Origin of the sequence: Variovorax sp. DAIF25 (assembly GCF_050711835.1) — a bacterium.
Lineage (GTDB): Bacteria > Pseudomonadota > Gammaproteobacteria > Burkholderiales > Burkholderiaceae_C > Variovorax.
Map to the genome: position 1 here is coordinate 1,660,287 of NZ_CP136636.1, position 14,523 is coordinate 1,674,809.

The 14,523-nt window shown below is 68.7% G+C and carries 13 protein-coding genes; 7 read left to right on the forward strand and 6 right to left on the reverse strand.

What is annotated here, in order from left to right; all coding sequences use genetic code 11:
* Nucleotides 1–47 precede the first annotated feature (47 nt).
* The 3 genes from R0232_RS07605 to R0232_RS07615 are packed head-to-tail and all read right to left on the reverse strand — an operon-like array spanning nt 48 to nt 2,784.
* Entirely contained in the window at nt 48–923 is an 876-nt protein-coding gene (locus R0232_RS07605; RefSeq protein ID WP_209544717.1) for an ABC transporter permease, read from the reverse strand.
* Between the two features lie 29 nt (nt 924–952).
* Nucleotides 953–1,777 carry an ABC transporter ATP-binding protein gene (locus R0232_RS07610; protein WP_431511755.1) on the reverse strand — a complete coding sequence of 275 codons (825 nt, stop codon included), beginning with the start codon at nt 1,775–1,777 and terminating at the stop codon, nt 953–955.
* Nucleotides 1,774–2,784, reverse strand: a complete 1,011-nt coding sequence (locus R0232_RS07615; protein ID WP_431511756.1) for an ABC transporter substrate-binding protein — start codon at nt 2,782–2,784, stop codon at nt 1,774–1,776. The genes R0232_RS07610 and R0232_RS07615 overlap by 4 nt, the downstream gene beginning before the upstream one ends.
* A gap of 161 nt (nt 2,785–2,945) precedes the next feature.
* Between R0232_RS07615 and R0232_RS07620 the strand changes: the two genes are divergently transcribed.
* Together R0232_RS07620 and R0232_RS07625 are read left to right on the forward strand one after the other, a co-directional pair.
* Entirely contained in the window at nt 2,946–3,620 is a 675-nt protein-coding gene (locus tag R0232_RS07620) for a response regulator transcription factor (RefSeq protein WP_057596005.1), read from the forward strand.
* Nucleotides 3,617–5,044: a sensor histidine kinase gene (locus R0232_RS07625; RefSeq protein WP_431511757.1), complete on the forward strand. Its 1,428-nt coding sequence runs from the start codon at nt 3,617–3,619 to the stop codon at nt 5,042–5,044. Before R0232_RS07620 ends, R0232_RS07625 begins: the two co-directional genes overlap by 4 nt.
* Before the next feature lie 3 nt (nt 5,045–5,047).
* On the opposite strand, the gene metK is transcribed toward R0232_RS07625, so the two are convergent.
* Complete coding sequence (gene metK, locus R0232_RS07630) at nt 5,048–6,229, reverse strand: methionine adenosyltransferase (protein WP_093352062.1); 1,182 nt, start codon at nt 6,227–6,229, stop codon at nt 5,048–5,050.
* Between the two features lie 221 nt (nt 6,230–6,450).
* On the opposite strand from metK, the gene R0232_RS07635 reads away from it, so the two are divergent.
* Together R0232_RS07635 and R0232_RS07640 are read left to right on the forward strand one after the other, a co-directional pair.
* Nucleotides 6,451–7,347 carry a lysophospholipid acyltransferase family protein gene (locus tag R0232_RS07635; protein ID WP_431511758.1) on the forward strand — a complete coding sequence of 299 codons (897 nt, stop codon included), beginning with the start codon at nt 6,451–6,453 and terminating at the stop codon, nt 7,345–7,347.
* Nucleotides 7,344–8,228 (forward strand): lipid A biosynthesis acyltransferase, encoded by an 885-nt coding sequence (locus R0232_RS07640; protein WP_431511759.1) that lies wholly within the window; start codon nt 7,344–7,346, stop codon nt 8,226–8,228. The genes R0232_RS07635 and R0232_RS07640 overlap by 4 nt, the downstream gene beginning before the upstream one ends.
* Before the next feature lie 90 nt (nt 8,229–8,318).
* On the opposite strand, the gene R0232_RS07645 is transcribed toward R0232_RS07640, so the two are convergent.
* Nucleotides 8,319–9,230: an alpha/beta fold hydrolase gene (locus tag R0232_RS07645; protein WP_208509934.1), complete on the reverse strand. Its 912-nt coding sequence runs from the start codon at nt 9,228–9,230 to the stop codon at nt 8,319–8,321.
* Between the two features lie 77 nt (nt 9,231–9,307).
* Nucleotides 9,308–10,066, reverse strand: a complete 759-nt coding sequence (yihA, locus tag R0232_RS07650; RefSeq protein ID WP_431511760.1) for a ribosome biogenesis GTP-binding protein YihA/YsxC — start codon at nt 10,064–10,066, stop codon at nt 9,308–9,310.
* Between the two features lie 71 nt (nt 10,067–10,137).
* Between yihA and R0232_RS07655 the strand changes: the two genes are divergently transcribed.
* The 3 genes from R0232_RS07655 to ccsB all read left to right on the forward strand — a co-directional run bounded on the left by R0232_RS07655 (nt 10,138) and on the right by ccsB (nt 14,441).
* On the forward strand, nt 10,138–10,821 hold the full coding sequence (locus tag R0232_RS07655; RefSeq protein WP_093352047.1) for a c-type cytochrome: 684 nt from the start codon (nt 10,138–10,140) through the stop codon (nt 10,819–10,821).
* A 132-nt stretch (nt 10,822–10,953) separates the two neighbouring features.
* Nucleotides 10,954–13,128 carry a cytochrome c biogenesis protein ResB gene (locus R0232_RS07660; protein ID WP_431511761.1) on the forward strand — a complete coding sequence of 725 codons (2,175 nt, stop codon included), beginning with the start codon at nt 10,954–10,956 and terminating at the stop codon, nt 13,126–13,128.
* Nucleotides 13,125–14,441 (forward strand): c-type cytochrome biogenesis protein CcsB, encoded by a 1,317-nt coding sequence (gene ccsB / locus R0232_RS07665; RefSeq protein WP_093352042.1) that lies wholly within the window; start codon nt 13,125–13,127, stop codon nt 14,439–14,441. Before R0232_RS07660 ends, ccsB begins: the two co-directional genes overlap by 4 nt.
* The last annotated feature ends 82 nt before the right edge of the window (nt 14,442–14,523 follow it).

A 14,523-nucleotide genomic window follows, 5' to 3' on the forward strand; every position in this document is an offset into this window, starting at 1 on the left:
GAAAAACGGCGGGCACTGCCCGCCGTCGCGATGGATTGCCGAGCGCCTCAGAAGGCCGCGGGCCGCCATTTCAGCAGCCGCTTCTCGAGCGAGCTCAGCAGGAAGTCGGCCGCCAGCGCGACCACCGCGAGCACGATCATCGCCGCGAACACGCCGCTGGCATTGAAGGCGCCCTGCGCGGTCGAGATCAAGAGGCCGATACCTTCCTTGGCGCCGAGGAACTCGCCGACCACCGCGCCGACCAGCGCGAAGCCGAAGCTCACGTGCAGGCTCGCGAGGATCCAGGACATCGCCGAGGGGATCACCACCGCCATCGTGAGCTGGCGCGGCGAAGCGCCGAGGATCTGCGCGTTCGCGATCATGTACTTGTCGGCTTCGCGCACGCCCTGGAAGGCATTGCCGAAGACCACGAAGAACACCATCACCACCGCCAGCGCCACCTTCGAGGCCATGCCCAGGCCGAGCGCGATCACGAAGATCGAGCCGAGCACCACGCGCGGGATCGAGTTGGCGATCTGGATGTAGAGGCTGAACACGTCCGACAGCAGCTTGTTGCGCCCGAGCACGATGCCGCAGATCACGCCGGCGATGGAGCCGATCAGGAAGCCGATCACCGTCTCCTCGAGCGTCACCGCGACCTGCATCCACAGCGACCCCTGGGCCGTGCCGTCGCGCATCCATTCCACGAGCTGGTCGTAGATCATGGTGGGCATCGAATAGAAGAAGGGGTCGATCCACTTCAGGCGCGCCGCGATCTCCCAGCCGCCGAGCGCGACCACCAGCACGACCAGCCGCAGCGCGATGATCATGCGGCGCCGGCCGCGGATGGCCGCCTGCGCGATCTCGGATTCGCGCGCGAGCGCGGCGTCGCTGAGGGCCGAGGGCAGTTGCGCGGCGGCAGGCGTGGTGGTGGATGTGCTCATGGCGGTGCGGGAGGGTGTGACAGCGTTGTTCATTGGATGACGACCTCTTCGCGCAGGTCGTCCCAGATGTGCTTGGACAGTTCGATGAACTGCGCGTCGTAGCGCACCTGCGCCATCACGCGCGGGCGCGGCAGGTCGATCTCGTAGACGCGCTTGAGCGTGGCGGGCCGCGCCGAGAGCACGAACACGCGGTCGGCCAGCGCGATCGCCTCCTCGAGGTCGTGGGTCACGAAGACCACGCTGCCGCCGTTGTTCGACCACAGCTGCAGCAGCTCGTCCTGCATCAGCGTGCGGGTCTGCATGTCGAGCGCGGAGAAGGGCTCGTCCATCAGCAGGATCTCGGGGTCGTTGATGAAGGTCTGGGCCAGCGCCACGCGCTTGCGCATGCCGCCGGAGAGCTGGTGCGGGTAGTGCTTGCCGAACTTGGACAGGCCCACGCGGTGGATCCACTGCTGCGCCAGTTCCATCGCTTCCTTCTTCGGCTTGCCGCGGAAGATCGGGCCGGCCGCCACGTTGTCCTCCACGCTGCGCCACGGGAACACCGCGTCGGCCTGGAACACGAAGCCGATGCGCGGATCGACGCCGGTCACCGGCTGGCCCATCACGCGCACGTGGCCGACGGTGGGCTTGAGCAGCCCGGTGATCATGTTGAGCGTGGTCGACTTGCCGCAGCCCGTGGGCCCGACGATGGCGACGAACTCGCCGCGCGCCACCGACATGCTGAAGTTGCGCAGCGCGACCGTGGCGTTGCCGTCCTGCGAGATGAAGCGCAGCGACACGTCGTCGAAGTCGATCGCGGAGGTGGCCGCGACGTTGCCGCCGGCGGTGGAGGGAGTGCCGTGGCGCATGTTCATTTCGCCGCCGCGAGGTAGGCGTTGCTGTAGGTCTTCGACAGGTCGATGTTCTTGCTCTTGACCAGCGGCTTGTAGGTGGCCAGCACCTTGAGCACGGTCTCGGGGCCGCCCGCGGGCATCTTCGCGTCGGCGGTGAACATCGGCAGCGAGGCCTTGAGCGCCTGCACGTAGAGTTCCTTGTCGTTGCCGTAGTAGTCGCGCGGCACCTTCTCGGCGATCTCCTCGGCGCTGTGCGACTGGATGTACTGCATGGTGCGCGCGAAGGCGCGCGCCAGCTTGCCGGCCTCGGCCTTGTGCGACTCGGCCCAGGTGTTCTGCACGTAGAGGCTCGCGGCCGGGTAGAGGCCGCCGAGTGCCTTCACCGTATCGGCCTCGGTGCGCAGGTCGACCAGCACCTTGGCGTCGCCGCTCTTGACCATCTGCGACACCGTGGGCTCGGTCGTCATGCCGGCCTGGATGCGGTCCTGCTTCATCGCGGCGATGAAGGTGTTGCCCGCGCCCACGGGCAGCAGCGAGTAGTCCTTCGAGGCCACGCCCGCGCGGTCGGCGAGGTAGCGCGTGAGGAAGTCGGTGGACGAGCCCAGGCCGGTCACGCCCAGGGTCTTGCCGCCCTTGGCGTCGGCCATGCTCTTGAAGCCGGCCGCGTCGGCCTTGGTGCTGACCAGCTCGACCTCGCCCGGCACCTTGCAGAAGACGGCGATCGCCTGGATCTCCTTGCCCTTGCTCTGCAGGTCGATGGTGTGGTCGTAGAAGCCGACCACGCCCTGCACGGCGCCGGCGATCAGCTGGTTCTCGGCGTCGACGCCCGCGGGCTGCGACTGCAGCTCGACGTTCAGGCCCTCGTCCTTGAAGTAGCCCAGCGCCTCGGTGAGCTTGGCCGGCAGGTAGATGATCTTGTTGATGCCGCCCACCATGATGGTGATGGGCGCGTCGGCGGCCTGGGCGAAAGGCGTGGCGAAGGCGGCGCAGAGGGCGGCGGCGAGCAGGGTGCGGCGGGTGGCGGACATGGGGTCGGGTGTCTCCGGTCGAGGTTGTTCGGTCGGGCCAGTCTAGGAATCGCCATCCTTCGGCCAGCTTTCAGCACCGCGCGCGATTCCTCATGGTTATCCCTAGGCCCGCGCCCTGGCCGTCACCCTTCCTAGAATCCACGGCCACTCCCGCCGACCGCATGAAGCTGCTGCTGATCGAAGACAACCCGCAACTCGCGCACTGGCTCTCCAGCCTGCTGCGCGAACAGGACTTCGTGGTCGACCACGTCGCCAACGGAGAGGCCGCCGACCTGCAACTGGCGCAGGCCGGCTACGACGTGGTGCTGCTCGACCTCAACATCCCCGGCCTGCCGGGCAAGGCCGTGCTGCGCCGGCTGCGCGAGCGCGGCGACACGGTGCCGGTGATCATCCTCACGGCCACCGCCTCGCTCGACCAGAAGGTGCTGTGCCTGGAGATCGGCGCCGACGACTACCTGGTGAAGCCCTTCGAGATCCGCGAGCTGGTGGCGCGCATCAAGGTGCTGGTGCGCCGGCAGATGCCGGGCAAGGCCAACGACATCGCCTGCGGCGACCTGCGCTACGACCTGCGCACGCGCCAGTTCGCGCTGGCCGGCGAGGAACTCGCGCTGCCGCCGCGCGAGCGCACGCTGCTCGAGACCCTGATGCTCAAGGCCGGCAGCACGGTGTCGAAGCAGGCGCTGATCGATGCCATCTTCGGCCTCGACGACGAGCCCAGCGCGGATGCGGTGGACATCTACATCCATCGCCTGCGCAAGAAGCTCGAGGCCAGCCAGGCGACCATCATCACGCTGCGCGGCGTGGGCTACCTGCTGCGCACGCGCCAGGAAGAATGAAGAAGCGCTCCAGCCTGCGCCTGCGCCTCGCGCTGTGGCTGCTGCTGCCGCTGTCGCTGTTCGTCGCGCTGTGCGGCTGGCTCAACTGGCGCAACGCCGCCGGCGTGGCCGACTACGTGCAGGACCACGATCTTCTGTCCTCGGCCAAGGTGCTGTCGGACCGGCTGATCTGGGAGGACGACGACGTGCAGGCCAGCGTGCCGCCGTCGGCGCTGAGCCTGTTCGTCTCGCCCGAGCACGACCGCGTGTTCCTCAGCGTGACGGGCACCAACGGCGAGGTGCTGGCCGGCTCGGCCGACTTCCCGTTGCCCGCGCGGCGCAAGCCCGAAGGCGTCGACCGCGCCCAGTGGTACGACACGGAATTCGCGGGCCTGCCGCTGCGCGCGGTCGTCACCACGCGCTCGATGTACGAGGTCGGCGGCGCGCGCGACATCACCATCGCCGTCGGCAAGACCGAGCGCAGCCGCGACCACATGCTGCGCACGCTGTGGTGGCCGTCGATGGAGTACCTGCTGATCGCGCTGGCGCTGGCCATCGCGCTCGCCGTGGCCGCGCTGACGCTGGAGCTGCGGCCCATCGTGCGGCTGAGCCAGCAGCTCGCGCAGCGCGACCCGCTGCATCTGGACCTGGTGGTGGATACCGGCGCGCTGCACTCCGAGCTGCGGCCGGTGGCCGACACCATCAACCGCTTCGTCGCGCAGCTGCGCGCGCACTCGGAGGCGCAGCGGCGCTTCATCGCCGACGCGGCGCACCAGCTGCGCACGCCGCTGGCGATGCAGGCCTCGCAGATCGAGTACGCGCGCTACACGCGCCAGCACCGCGGCGAGTGGGACACGCGCCGCGCCGACATGGATGCGATGTGGCTCGCGATGCAGACCAGCAACCGGCGGCTGGTCGACGTCACCAACAAGCTGCTGCTGCTCGCGCAGGCCGAGCATGGCGATGCGCACACGCGGCTCGAGCGGGTCGACCTCGCGGCGGTGGCGCTGCGCTGCGTGGAGCAGCTCGCGGCGCTGGCGGATCGGCGCCGCATCGACCTGGGATTGGAGGCGACTGGCACGGCGTTCGTGCGGGCGCAGCCGGCGCTGCTCGATGCGCTGGTCACCAACCTGCTCGACAACGCACTGCGCTACACGCAGGAGGGCGGCCGGGTGACGCTGGGCGTGGGAGTGGATGAGGCCGCGGACGCGGTCGTGCTGAGCGTGGAGGACAACGGCCCCGGCATTCCCGCCGAGGCGCGCGAGCGCGTGTTCGAGCGCTTCTACCGGGTGGCGCAGGACAGCGAGGGAACGGGGCTGGGACTGGCCATCGTGCGCGAGATCGCGCGGGCCTTCGAAGCCGACGTGGACCTGGCGGCCAACCCGCGCGAGGCGAGCGGGCTGCTGGTCACGGTGCGGTTTCCGCCGGCGGGGCCGGCGGAGTAGGCCTTACAGGCCGGCGGCTGCGCGCAGGGCCGCGGCCTGCGTGGTCGCTTCCCAGGTGAACTCGGGCTCCTCGCGGCCGAAGTGGCCGTAGGCGGCGGTCTTCTGGTAGATCGGGCGCAGCAGGTCGAGCATCTGGATGATGCCCTTCGGACGCAGGTCGAAGTGCTCGCGCACGAGCTCGGCGATCTTCTCGTCGGGGATCACGCCGGTGCCTTCGGTGTAGACCGTGATGTTCATCGGCTGGGCCACGCCGATGGCGTAGGCCACCTGGATCTGGCACTGGCGCGCCAGGCCGGCGGCCACGATGTTCTTGGCCACGTAGCGCGCGGCATAGGCGGCCGAGCGGTCGACCTTCGAGGGGTCCTTACCCGAGAACGCGCCGCCGCCGTGCGGGCAGGCGCCGCCGTAGGTGTCGACGATGATCTTGCGGCCCGTGAGGCCGCAGTCGCCCTGCGGGCCGCCGATGACGAAGCGGCCGGTCGGGTTGATCAGGTAGCGCGTGTTCTGCAGCCATTCCTTGGGCAGCACGGGCTTGATGATCTCCTCGATGATGGCTTCGTTGAACGAGGCCTTCATCTTGGTCGGCGTCTCGCTCTGGTCGGGGCTGTGCTGGGTCGAGAGCACCACGGTGTCGATGCTGTGCGGCTTGCCGTCGACGTAGCGCATCGTCACCTGGCTCTTGGCGTCGGGGCGCAGGAAGGGCAGGCGGCCGTCCTTGCGCAGCTGGGCCTGGCGCTCGACCAGGCGGTGCGCGTAGTAGATCGGCGCGGGCATCAGCTCGGGCGTTTCGTCGCAGGCGTAGCCGAACATCAGGCCCTGGTCGCCGGCGCCGGTGTTCAGGTGGTCGTCGCTCGCATGGTCCACGCCCTGGGCGATGTCGTTGGACTGCTTGTCGTAGCAGACCATGACCGCGCAGCCCTTGTAGTCGATGCCGTAGTCGGTGTTGTCGTAGCCGATGCGCTTGATGGTGTCGCGCGCGACCTGGATGTAGTCGACGTGCGCGTTGGTCGTGATCTCGCCGGCGAGCACCACGAGGCCGGTGTTGGTCAGCGTTTCGGCGGCCACGCGGCTGCGCGGGTCCTGTTCGAAGATCGCATCCAGGATGGCGTCCGAGATCTGGTCGGCAACCTTGTCGGGGTGGCCTTCGGAGACGGATTCGGAAGTGAAGAGGAAGTCGTTCGCCATTTGTTCAAAGCTCCTTGAAGTGGTTTGGCGCGTTGCCAACTCTGCGGAGCCCTGGCGAACGCTTTAGCAGAATGCCGATGAGCCATCGGCGGGCACAATCGCCATGCGGCGCCCGTGCTTGTCGCCCTGCAAGTTGTTCCGTAACTCGGCGACAATTTCGATTCTATTCGAGCCGCGCCAAACCGTGCGCGCGCGTCCTTGACCCCATTCCCGACCTGTCCATGATCCCTCTCTTCCGATTGCTTGCCCGCGTACCGATGCCCGTGATGCATTGGTTCGGCGCCGGGCTCGGATGGCTGGTCTGGGCCCTGGCGCCCGACTACCGGAGGCGCTTCCGGGCCAATGCCCACAGCGCGGGCTTCGGCCCCGACGCCTACCGCCCGGCCATCGCCGCGGCCGGCAAGATGGCCTCCGAACTGCCCTGGCTCTGGCTGCGCCCCCATGGCGAGACGGTGCTGCCGCGCGTGCTGCGCTGGGAGGGCGTGGAAGCCTTCGAGGCCGCGCTGCAGGCGAAGAAGGGCGTGATCCTGGTCGCGCCCCACCTGGGCAGCTGGGAGATGTGCGGCCAGGCGATCGGCGAGCGCTTCCATGAACGCTATGGCCCGATCACCGCGCTGTTCCGTCCCGCGCGCAAGAAGTGGATGGCCGCGCTGATCGCCGCCGGCTCGCGCGACCGGCCCGGGCTGCAGACCCTGCCGACCAGCATCACCGGCGTGCGCGGCCTGATGCGCACGCTGCGCAACGGCGGCTACACCGGCATCCTGCCCGACCAGGTGCCGCCGCTGGGGCAGGGCGTGTGGGCGCCGTTCCTGGGCCGGCCCGCCTACACCATGAGCCTGCTGCCGCGACTCGCGCAGCAGACCGGCGCGGCCTGCTTCCTCAGCGTCTGCGAGCGGTTGCCGCGCGGCGCGGGCTATGTGATCCGCTTCGAGCCGATCGTGGGCACCGCGCTGACCGACCCGAAGGCCTCGCTCGAGGACGCGGCCGCCGCGATGAACGAGGCCATCGGCCGGCTGATCCGCAGCCTGCCGGGCCAGTACGTGTGGGACTACGCGCGCTACAAGGAACCGCGCGGCGACGCGCCCGTGGTGGCCGAGGCCGGGGGGGCTGCACGATGAGTCTGGGTTCCCGTCTGGGCATCGGTTTCATGCGCGTGATCGCGCCGCTGCCGCTGCCGCTGGTGCGCGGCTTCGGCGCCTTCCTGGGCCGCGTGCTGCACACGATCGCGCTGCCGCGCCGGCGCGTGGTCGACACCAACCTCGCGGTCTGCTTCCCCGAGAAGTCCGAGGCCGAGCGGCGCGCGATCGCGAAGGAGAGCTTCGTCTACGTGGCGCAATCGTGGCTCGACCGCAGCTGGCTCTGGCATGCGCCCGAGAAGGTGGTGGCGAGCCGGCTGAAGATCGTGGGCGCGGCCGCGGAGATCCGCGAAATCGCCGAGGGCAGCGAGCCGATGATCCTGTTCGCGCCGCACTTCTACGGCCTCGACGCCGCGGCCACCGCGCTCACGATGCACACGGCGCGGCCCTCGGCCACCATCTACACGACCCAGCGCGACCCGATGGTCGATGCCTGGATCCGCGAGGGCCGCACGCGCTTCGGCGACGTGGCGGCGCTCAACCGGGTCGACGGCATCAAGCCGGTGCTCTCGGGGCTGCGCAAGGGCGGGCTGCTCTATCTGCTGCCCGACATGGACTTCGGCCGCGACCAGACCATCTTCGTGCCCTTCTACGGCGTGCAGGCGGCCACGGTGCCCTCGCTCTCGCGCTTCGCGCGGCTGGGCAAGGCGAAGGTGGTGCCGATCGTCGCGAAGCTCACGCGCGGGGGCTACGAGATCGAGGTGCTCGAGACCTGGCGCAACTTCCCGACCGACGACGTCGAGGCCGACACCGCGCTGATGAACACGCGGCTGCAGGGCTACATCGACCCGATGCCGGCCCAGTACTACTGGGTGCACCGCCGCTTCAAGACGCGCCCCGAAGGCGACCCGCCGATCTACTGAGCCCCCGGCTTTTCAGTCGCTTCGCGCCTGTAACTCCACCCCCCGAGGGGGAGGCGCGGTCCGCCTTGGGGCGGCCCGGCGGCGGCCGCCTCAATGGCGATTGAGGAAGGCCTCGATCTCGCCCGCCACGAGCTGCGGCTGCTCGTGCACGATCCAGTGGGTGGCGTTCGGCACCTTCTTGACCACGAGATCGGGCACGTACTCGTCGAGCCCTTCGAGCAGGCCCGGCAGCAGCGCGGCGTCGTCGAGCGCCCAGAACACGAAGGTCGGCACGTCGACCACCAGCCGCTCGCGCGGCAGCACCGGGATGCCGTCGATGGTCTGGCCCGGCAGCGGCGGCTTCATCGGCGTCACGCGGTAGAGGTTGCAGGCACCCGTGAGGCCCGCGCTCCAGACCTCGCGGTACTGCTGCTTCACTTCCTCGGTGAGCCAGCCGAAGCCGTCGGGGCCGGCCTTCATCAGCAGGAAGAAGGGCCACATGCGCTTGAAGTCGTCGGCCGCGAGCAGGGCCTCGGCATCGGGCCGCGCGAGGAAGTTCATGTAGGCGCTGGCCTGCTGCTGCGCCGCGCTGTTGCGCAGCTCGCGCGTGAAGGTGCCGGGGTGCGGCGAGTTGATGATCACCAGCTTGCCGACCTGCTGCGGGAACGCGTTGGCGTAGCCCCAGCCGAAGGCGCCGCCCCAGTCGTGCGCGACCAGCGCGGCCATCGTGCCGTCCTTGCTCTCGGTGGCCACCAGTTGCTGGATGTCCTGGATCAGCAGCTGCGCCTTGTACTCGGCCACCTCGGTGGGCGCGCTCGACTTCTCGAAGCCGCGCAGATTGGGCGCCACGCAGCGGTAGCCGCCATGCGCGGGATCGGCGAAGTAGGCGAGCAGTTCGTCCCAGATGAACGCGGCCTCGGGGAAGCCGTGCAGGAACACCATCAGCGGGCGGCCGGGCTCGCCGGCGGCGCGGCAGCTCAGGGTGATGCCGTTGGGCAGGCTGCGTTGGAAGGTCTCGATCATGCGTCTTGTCTCCTCTTGGTTGCTATCTTTTCGATAGTGAGTTCGGCAGATGGGACGGCCGCTGCAGCTGGTCGTGCTCAGGATTCCTCGGGCGGCTCCGCGGCGGGCCCGCCGCTGTCCTCGTCGGGCTGGGCCGAGGCATCCTCCGTGTGGACCCAGCGCGACAGCAGTTCGGCCGCCTCGCCCACGCCCTGTTTCTTCAGTGCCGAGAACAGTTTGACCTCGCCGCCGCCGGCCTGCAGTCGCACGATGGACAGCACCTTCGCGCCCTCGGAGCGCGTGAGCTTGTCGGACTTGGTCAGCAGCACCAGGAACTTGAGGCCCTGCTCGACGCGCGGGCGGATCACCTCGAGCAGGATCTCGTCGAGCTCGGTCAGGCCGTGGCGCGGATCGCACATCAGCACCACGCCGCGCAGGTTCTCGCGCGTCATCAGGTAGTTGCCCATCACGCGCTGCCAGCGCAGCTTGGCCTCGCGCGGCACGGCCGCGTAGCCGTAGCCGGGCAGGTCGGCGAGCACCGCGTCGTCGACCTTCTGCCGGCCGATGCCGAACAGGTTGATGTGCTGCGTGCGGCCCGGCGTCTTCGAGGCGAAGGCCAGCCGCGTCTGCTGCGTGAGCGTGTTGATGGCGGTGGACTTGCCGGCGTTGGAGCGGCCGACGAAGGCGATCTCGGGCAGGGCGAAGGGCGGCAGGTGCTCGAGCTGCGGGGCGCTGGTCAGGAAGTGCGCGGTGTGCAGCCAGCCCAGTGCGGCACGTTCGCGTTCGGCGGTCTCGGGGTCTTTGGCGGGGGCCGCGCGGGAAGGAAATGCGGTGCTCTTGCGCGACGGCGTGGTCATCAATGGGCTTTCGGAACGGGGCGCCATTGTAGAATCGCGGGGTTTTGCGCCAATAAATTCGAGCCCCCGATATGAAGTTGTTTGCCAATTTTCTGCTTGCGGCCCTCGTGGGGATCGCTGGTACCGCAGTCAGCACTGGTGCTTTTGCCGAGGAGACGGCAGCCGCACCGACCACACCGGTCAAGGCCAAGCCCGACCCGGCCAAGGGCGACACCATCTTCAATGCCACCCCGGCCAACAGCCAGAGCTGCGCCTCCTGCCACAACGCGGACGGCAACTCGGCGATCCCGGCCAATCCCAAGCTGGCGCAGCAGCACCCCGAATACATCCTCAAGCAGCTCGAGGACTTCAAGTCCGGCAAGCGCAAGAGCGCGATCATGAAGCCGCTGGCCTCGGCGCTGTCCGAGGAGGACATGCGCAACATCGCCTGGTTCGTCGGTTCGAAGAAGGTCAAGCCCGGCTTCTCGAAGGACAAGGACACCATCGCCCTGGGCGAGCGGATCTACCGCGGCGGCATCGCCGACCGCCAGGTCCCGGCCTGCGCCGGCTGCCACAGCCCGAACGGCGCCGGCATGCCCGCGCAGTACCCGCGCCTGGGCGGCCAGCACGCCGACTACACGGCGGCCCAGCTCACGGCCTTCCGCGGCGACGGCACCACGGTGCGCGCCAACAACGCCGTGATGACCGGCGTGGCCGCCAAGCTCAACGACCGCGAAATCAAGGCCGTGGCCGACTACATCGCCGGTCTGCGTTGATCCCGCACGCGCGAGCGTGAACTAACCGCCGACAACAACCCCAAAAGAGGGCGGGCCGATCCAGAAGGATGGCCCGCCCTTTTGCGTTTCGCTTCTTCCGGACGCCTTTTCTTCTCTCTTCTCTAGCAATCGATGTCAGTCTCCACTCACGGCCTTCGCGTCCATCGCGGCCCGCAAGCGGTTCGCGCGGCGGTGGAACTGCTGTCGTCGATGCGCTTCGCGATCGCGCTGCTCACGATCATCTGCATCGCCTCGATCATCGGCACGGTGCTCAAGCAGCACGAGCCGATCAACAACTACATCAACCAGTTCGGGCCGTTCTGGGCCGAGGTGTTCCGCGCCGCGCGGCTCGACTCGATCTACAGCGCCTGGTGGTTCCTGCTGATCCTGCTGTTCCTGGTGATCAGCACCACGCTGTGCATCGTGCGCAACACGCCGCGCATCGTGGTCGAGCTGCGCACCTTCAAGGAAGACATCCGCACCCAGAGCCTCAAGGCCTTCGGCCAGCGCGCGCAGACGCAGCTCGGCGAAACGCCCGACATGGCCGCCAACCGCATCGGCCAGCTGCTCGTGAGCGGCGGCTGGAAGGTCAAGCTGCAGCAGCGCGAGGCCACGGGCGACGGCAAGACGCCGGCCGGCTGGATGGTCGCCGCGCGTGCCGGCGGCGCGCACAAGCTCGGCTACATCGCGGCGCACAGCGCCATCGTGCTGGTGTGCATCGGCGGCCTGCTCGACGGCGACCTCGTGGTGCGCGCGCAGACCTGGTTCAACGGCAAGAGCGTGTTCACCGGCGGCGGCATGATCGCCGACGTGCCGCCGCAGCACCGGCTGTCGGCCAGCAACCCGACCTTCCGCGGCAACATCCTGGTGCCCGAGGGCGGCCAGGGCAGCGTGGCCATCCTCAACCAGGCCGACGGCGTGCTGCTGCAGGAGCTGCCGTTCTCGATCGAGCTCAAGAAGTTCATCGTCGACTACTACTCGACCGGCATGCCCAAGCTGTTCGCGAGCGAGGTGGTGCTGCACGACCGCGAGACCGGCGCGCAGGTGCCCGCGCGCATCGAGGTCAACCATCCGGCCAGCTACAAGGGCGTGGAGATCTACCAGTCGAGCTTCGACGACGGCGGCTCGACGGTGAAGCTCAAGGCGGTGCCGATGGCGGCCGCGGCCAAGCCCTTCGAGGTCGAGGGCGTGATCGGCGGCCCGAGCAGCGAGATCACCAACGGCAAGGAGAAGCTCACGCTGGAGTTCGCCGCGCTGCGCGTGATCAACGTCGAGAACTTCGCCGACGGCGGAGCCATGGGCAGCGGCGCCGACGTGCGCAAGGTCGACCTGCGTCACGACATCGAGTCGCGCCTGGGCGCGGCCAACAAGACCAACAAGCCCAAGGTGCTGCGCAACATCGGCCCGAGCATCGGCTACAAGCTGCGCGATGCGGCCGGCCAGGCGCGCGAGTACCAGAACTACATGGTGCCGGTCGACACCGGCGACGGCCAGCCGGTGTTCCTGCTGGGCATGCGCGAGAAGCCCGAGGAGCCGTTCCGCTACCTGCGCGTGCCGGCCGACGAGCAGGGCTCGATGGACGGCTTCGTGCGCATGCGCGCCACGCTCGAGGACCCGGCGATGCGCGCGCGTGCCATCGAGCGCTACATCGCCAAGGCCAGCGATCCGCAGCGCCCCGAGATGGCCGACCAGCTGCGGGTGTCGGCCACGCGCGCGCTGGCGCTGTTCGCGGGCAGCGAGCCCGCGCGCGCCGATGCCGCCTCCGCGGGCGGCTGGCAGGCGATCGCCGAATTCATGGAGAGCAACGTGCCCGAGGCCGAGCGCGAGCGCGCGGGCGCGGTGCTGGTGCGCATCCTCAACGACGTGCTGTACGAGGTGCTGAACCTCAGCCGCGAAGGCGCGGGCCTCGCGGCCCTGCCGGGCGACGAGAAGTCGCAGGCCTTCCTCACGCAGGCGGTGATCGCGCTGAGCGACGCCCACTTCTATCCGGCCCCGGTCGCGATGATGATGACCGACTTCACCCAGGTGCAGGCCAGCGTGTTCCAGGTGGCGCGCGCCCCTGGCAAGAACGTCGTCTATCTGGGCTGTCTGTTGCTGATCGTCGGGATTTTTGCCATGCTGTACGTGCGCGAGCGTCGGCTCTGGGTGTGGCTGACACCCGCCGGCGCCGCCGGAGACAACACCACCGAGACCGCCGCGACGATGGCGTTCTCGGTCAATCGCAAGACCATCGACAGCGATCGGGAGTTCGAGCATCTGAAGCACAAGCTGCTCGCCCTGAAGAAAGAAGAGTCCGCCTCACCATGAACACCACCACCCTCACGCTCAACGAAAGCTGGCTCTCGCGGCGCAACCTGTTCGACTGGGTGTTCGCGGCGCTGGTGCTCGCGGGCGGCCTGTTCGCCTTCGCGCGCCACGCGGGCTCGATGGACTCCTACGAGAAGCCGATCCTGGTGGGTGCGCTGATCTGCGTGATCGCCATGGGCTGGTTCTGGCGCCCGCTGCGGGTGCTGGCGATCGTGGTCGCGGCGGCCTCGCTGCTGGCCATCGCGTCCTACCAGGGCGACCTGGCGCGCGCCGACACCGTGTTCTGGCTCAAGTACTTCCTCTCGAGCCAGTCGGCCATCCTCTGGATGAGCGTGCTGTTCTTCATGAGCACGCTGTTCTACTGGCTGGGCTTCTTCGGCGGCAAGCAGGGCGATGCGCTCGAGGCGATCGGTTCGCGGCTGGCCTGGGCCGCCATCACCATGGCGCTGATCGGCACCATGGTGCGCTGGTACGAAAGCCACCAGCTCGGCCCCGACATCGGCCACATCCCGGTCAGCAACCTCTACGAGGTGTTCGTGCTGTTCTGCTGGCTCACGGCCGCGTTCTATCTCTACTACGAAGAACACTACCGCACGCGCGCGCTCGGCGCCTTCGTGATGCTGGTGGTGAGCGCGGCGGTCGGCTTCCTGCTCTGGTACACGCTGGTGCGCCAGGCGCACGAGATCCAGCCGCTGGTGCCCGCGCTGCAGAGCTGGTGGATGAAGCTGCACGTGCCCGCCAACTTCATCGGCTACGGAACCTTCTCGCTCGCGGCCATGGTGGCCTTCGCCTACCTCGTGAAGGAACAGGCGAGCGAAACCCGCTGGTACAAGCTCACGCCGATCTGGCTGCTGGGCATGGCGCTGTGCTTCGTGCCGGTGGCATTCCGCCAGCGCGTGCAGGAGGCCGGCGGCAGCTACTGGGTCGCCTATGCGGCGATCTCGGCGCTGATCGCGGCCGGCATCCTGCTGGGGCGCAAGCGCATCGCGGCGCGCCTGCCGGCCAACGAGGTGCTCGACGACGTCATGTACAAGTCGATCGCGGTCGGCTTCGCCTTCTTCACCATCGCCACCGTGCTGGGCGCGCTGTGGGCCGCCGATGCCTGGGGCGGCTACTGGAGCTGGGACCCGAAGGAGACCTGGGCGCTGATCGTCTGGCTCAACTACGCGGCCTGGCTGCACATGCGCCTGGTCAAGGGCCTGCGCGGCACCGTGGCGGCCTGGTGGGCGCTCGCGGGGCTGGCGGTCACGACCTTCGCCTTCCTCGGCGTCAACATGTTCCTGAGCGGCCTGCACAGCTACGGCACGCTGTAGGCGCGCGCCGGCCGCCTTTCGCGAAGAATTGAAACCGCACGCCCCGCGTGCGCGTAACCGAATCGGAGGTAGCCACGAACTA

Coding starts and splice junctions, on each gene's coding strand:
- R0232_RS07605 (WP_209544717.1), bottom strand. CDS start 923: ATGAGCACATCCACCACCACGCCTGCCGCCGCGCAACTGCCCTCGGCC.
- R0232_RS07610 (WP_431511755.1), bottom strand. CDS start 1,777: ATGAACATGCGCCACGGCACTCCCTCCACCGCCGGCGGCAACGTCGCG.
- R0232_RS07615 (WP_431511756.1), bottom strand. CDS start 2,784: ATGTCCGCCACCCGCCGCACCCTGCTCGCCGCCGCCCTCTGCGCCGCC.
- R0232_RS07620 (WP_057596005.1), top strand. CDS start 2,946: ATGAAGCTGCTGCTGATCGAAGACAACCCGCAACTCGCGCACTGGCTC.
- R0232_RS07625 (WP_431511757.1), top strand. CDS start 3,617: ATGAAGAAGCGCTCCAGCCTGCGCCTGCGCCTCGCGCTGTGGCTGCTG.
- metK (WP_093352062.1), bottom strand. CDS start 6,229: ATGGCGAACGACTTCCTCTTCACTTCCGAATCCGTCTCCGAAGGCCAC.
- R0232_RS07635 (WP_431511758.1), top strand. CDS start 6,451: ATGATCCCTCTCTTCCGATTGCTTGCCCGCGTACCGATGCCCGTGATG.
- R0232_RS07640 (WP_431511759.1), top strand. CDS start 7,344: ATGAGTCTGGGTTCCCGTCTGGGCATCGGTTTCATGCGCGTGATCGCG.
- R0232_RS07645 (WP_208509934.1), bottom strand. CDS start 9,230: ATGATCGAGACCTTCCAACGCAGCCTGCCCAACGGCATCACCCTGAGC.
- yihA (WP_431511760.1), bottom strand. CDS start 10,066: ATGACCACGCCGTCGCGCAAGAGCACCGCATTTCCTTCCCGCGCGGCC.
- R0232_RS07655 (WP_093352047.1), top strand. CDS start 10,138: ATGAAGTTGTTTGCCAATTTTCTGCTTGCGGCCCTCGTGGGGATCGCT.
- R0232_RS07660 (WP_431511761.1), top strand. CDS start 10,954: ATGTCAGTCTCCACTCACGGCCTTCGCGTCCATCGCGGCCCGCAAGCG.
- ccsB (WP_093352042.1), top strand. CDS start 13,125: ATGAACACCACCACCCTCACGCTCAACGAAAGCTGGCTCTCGCGGCGC.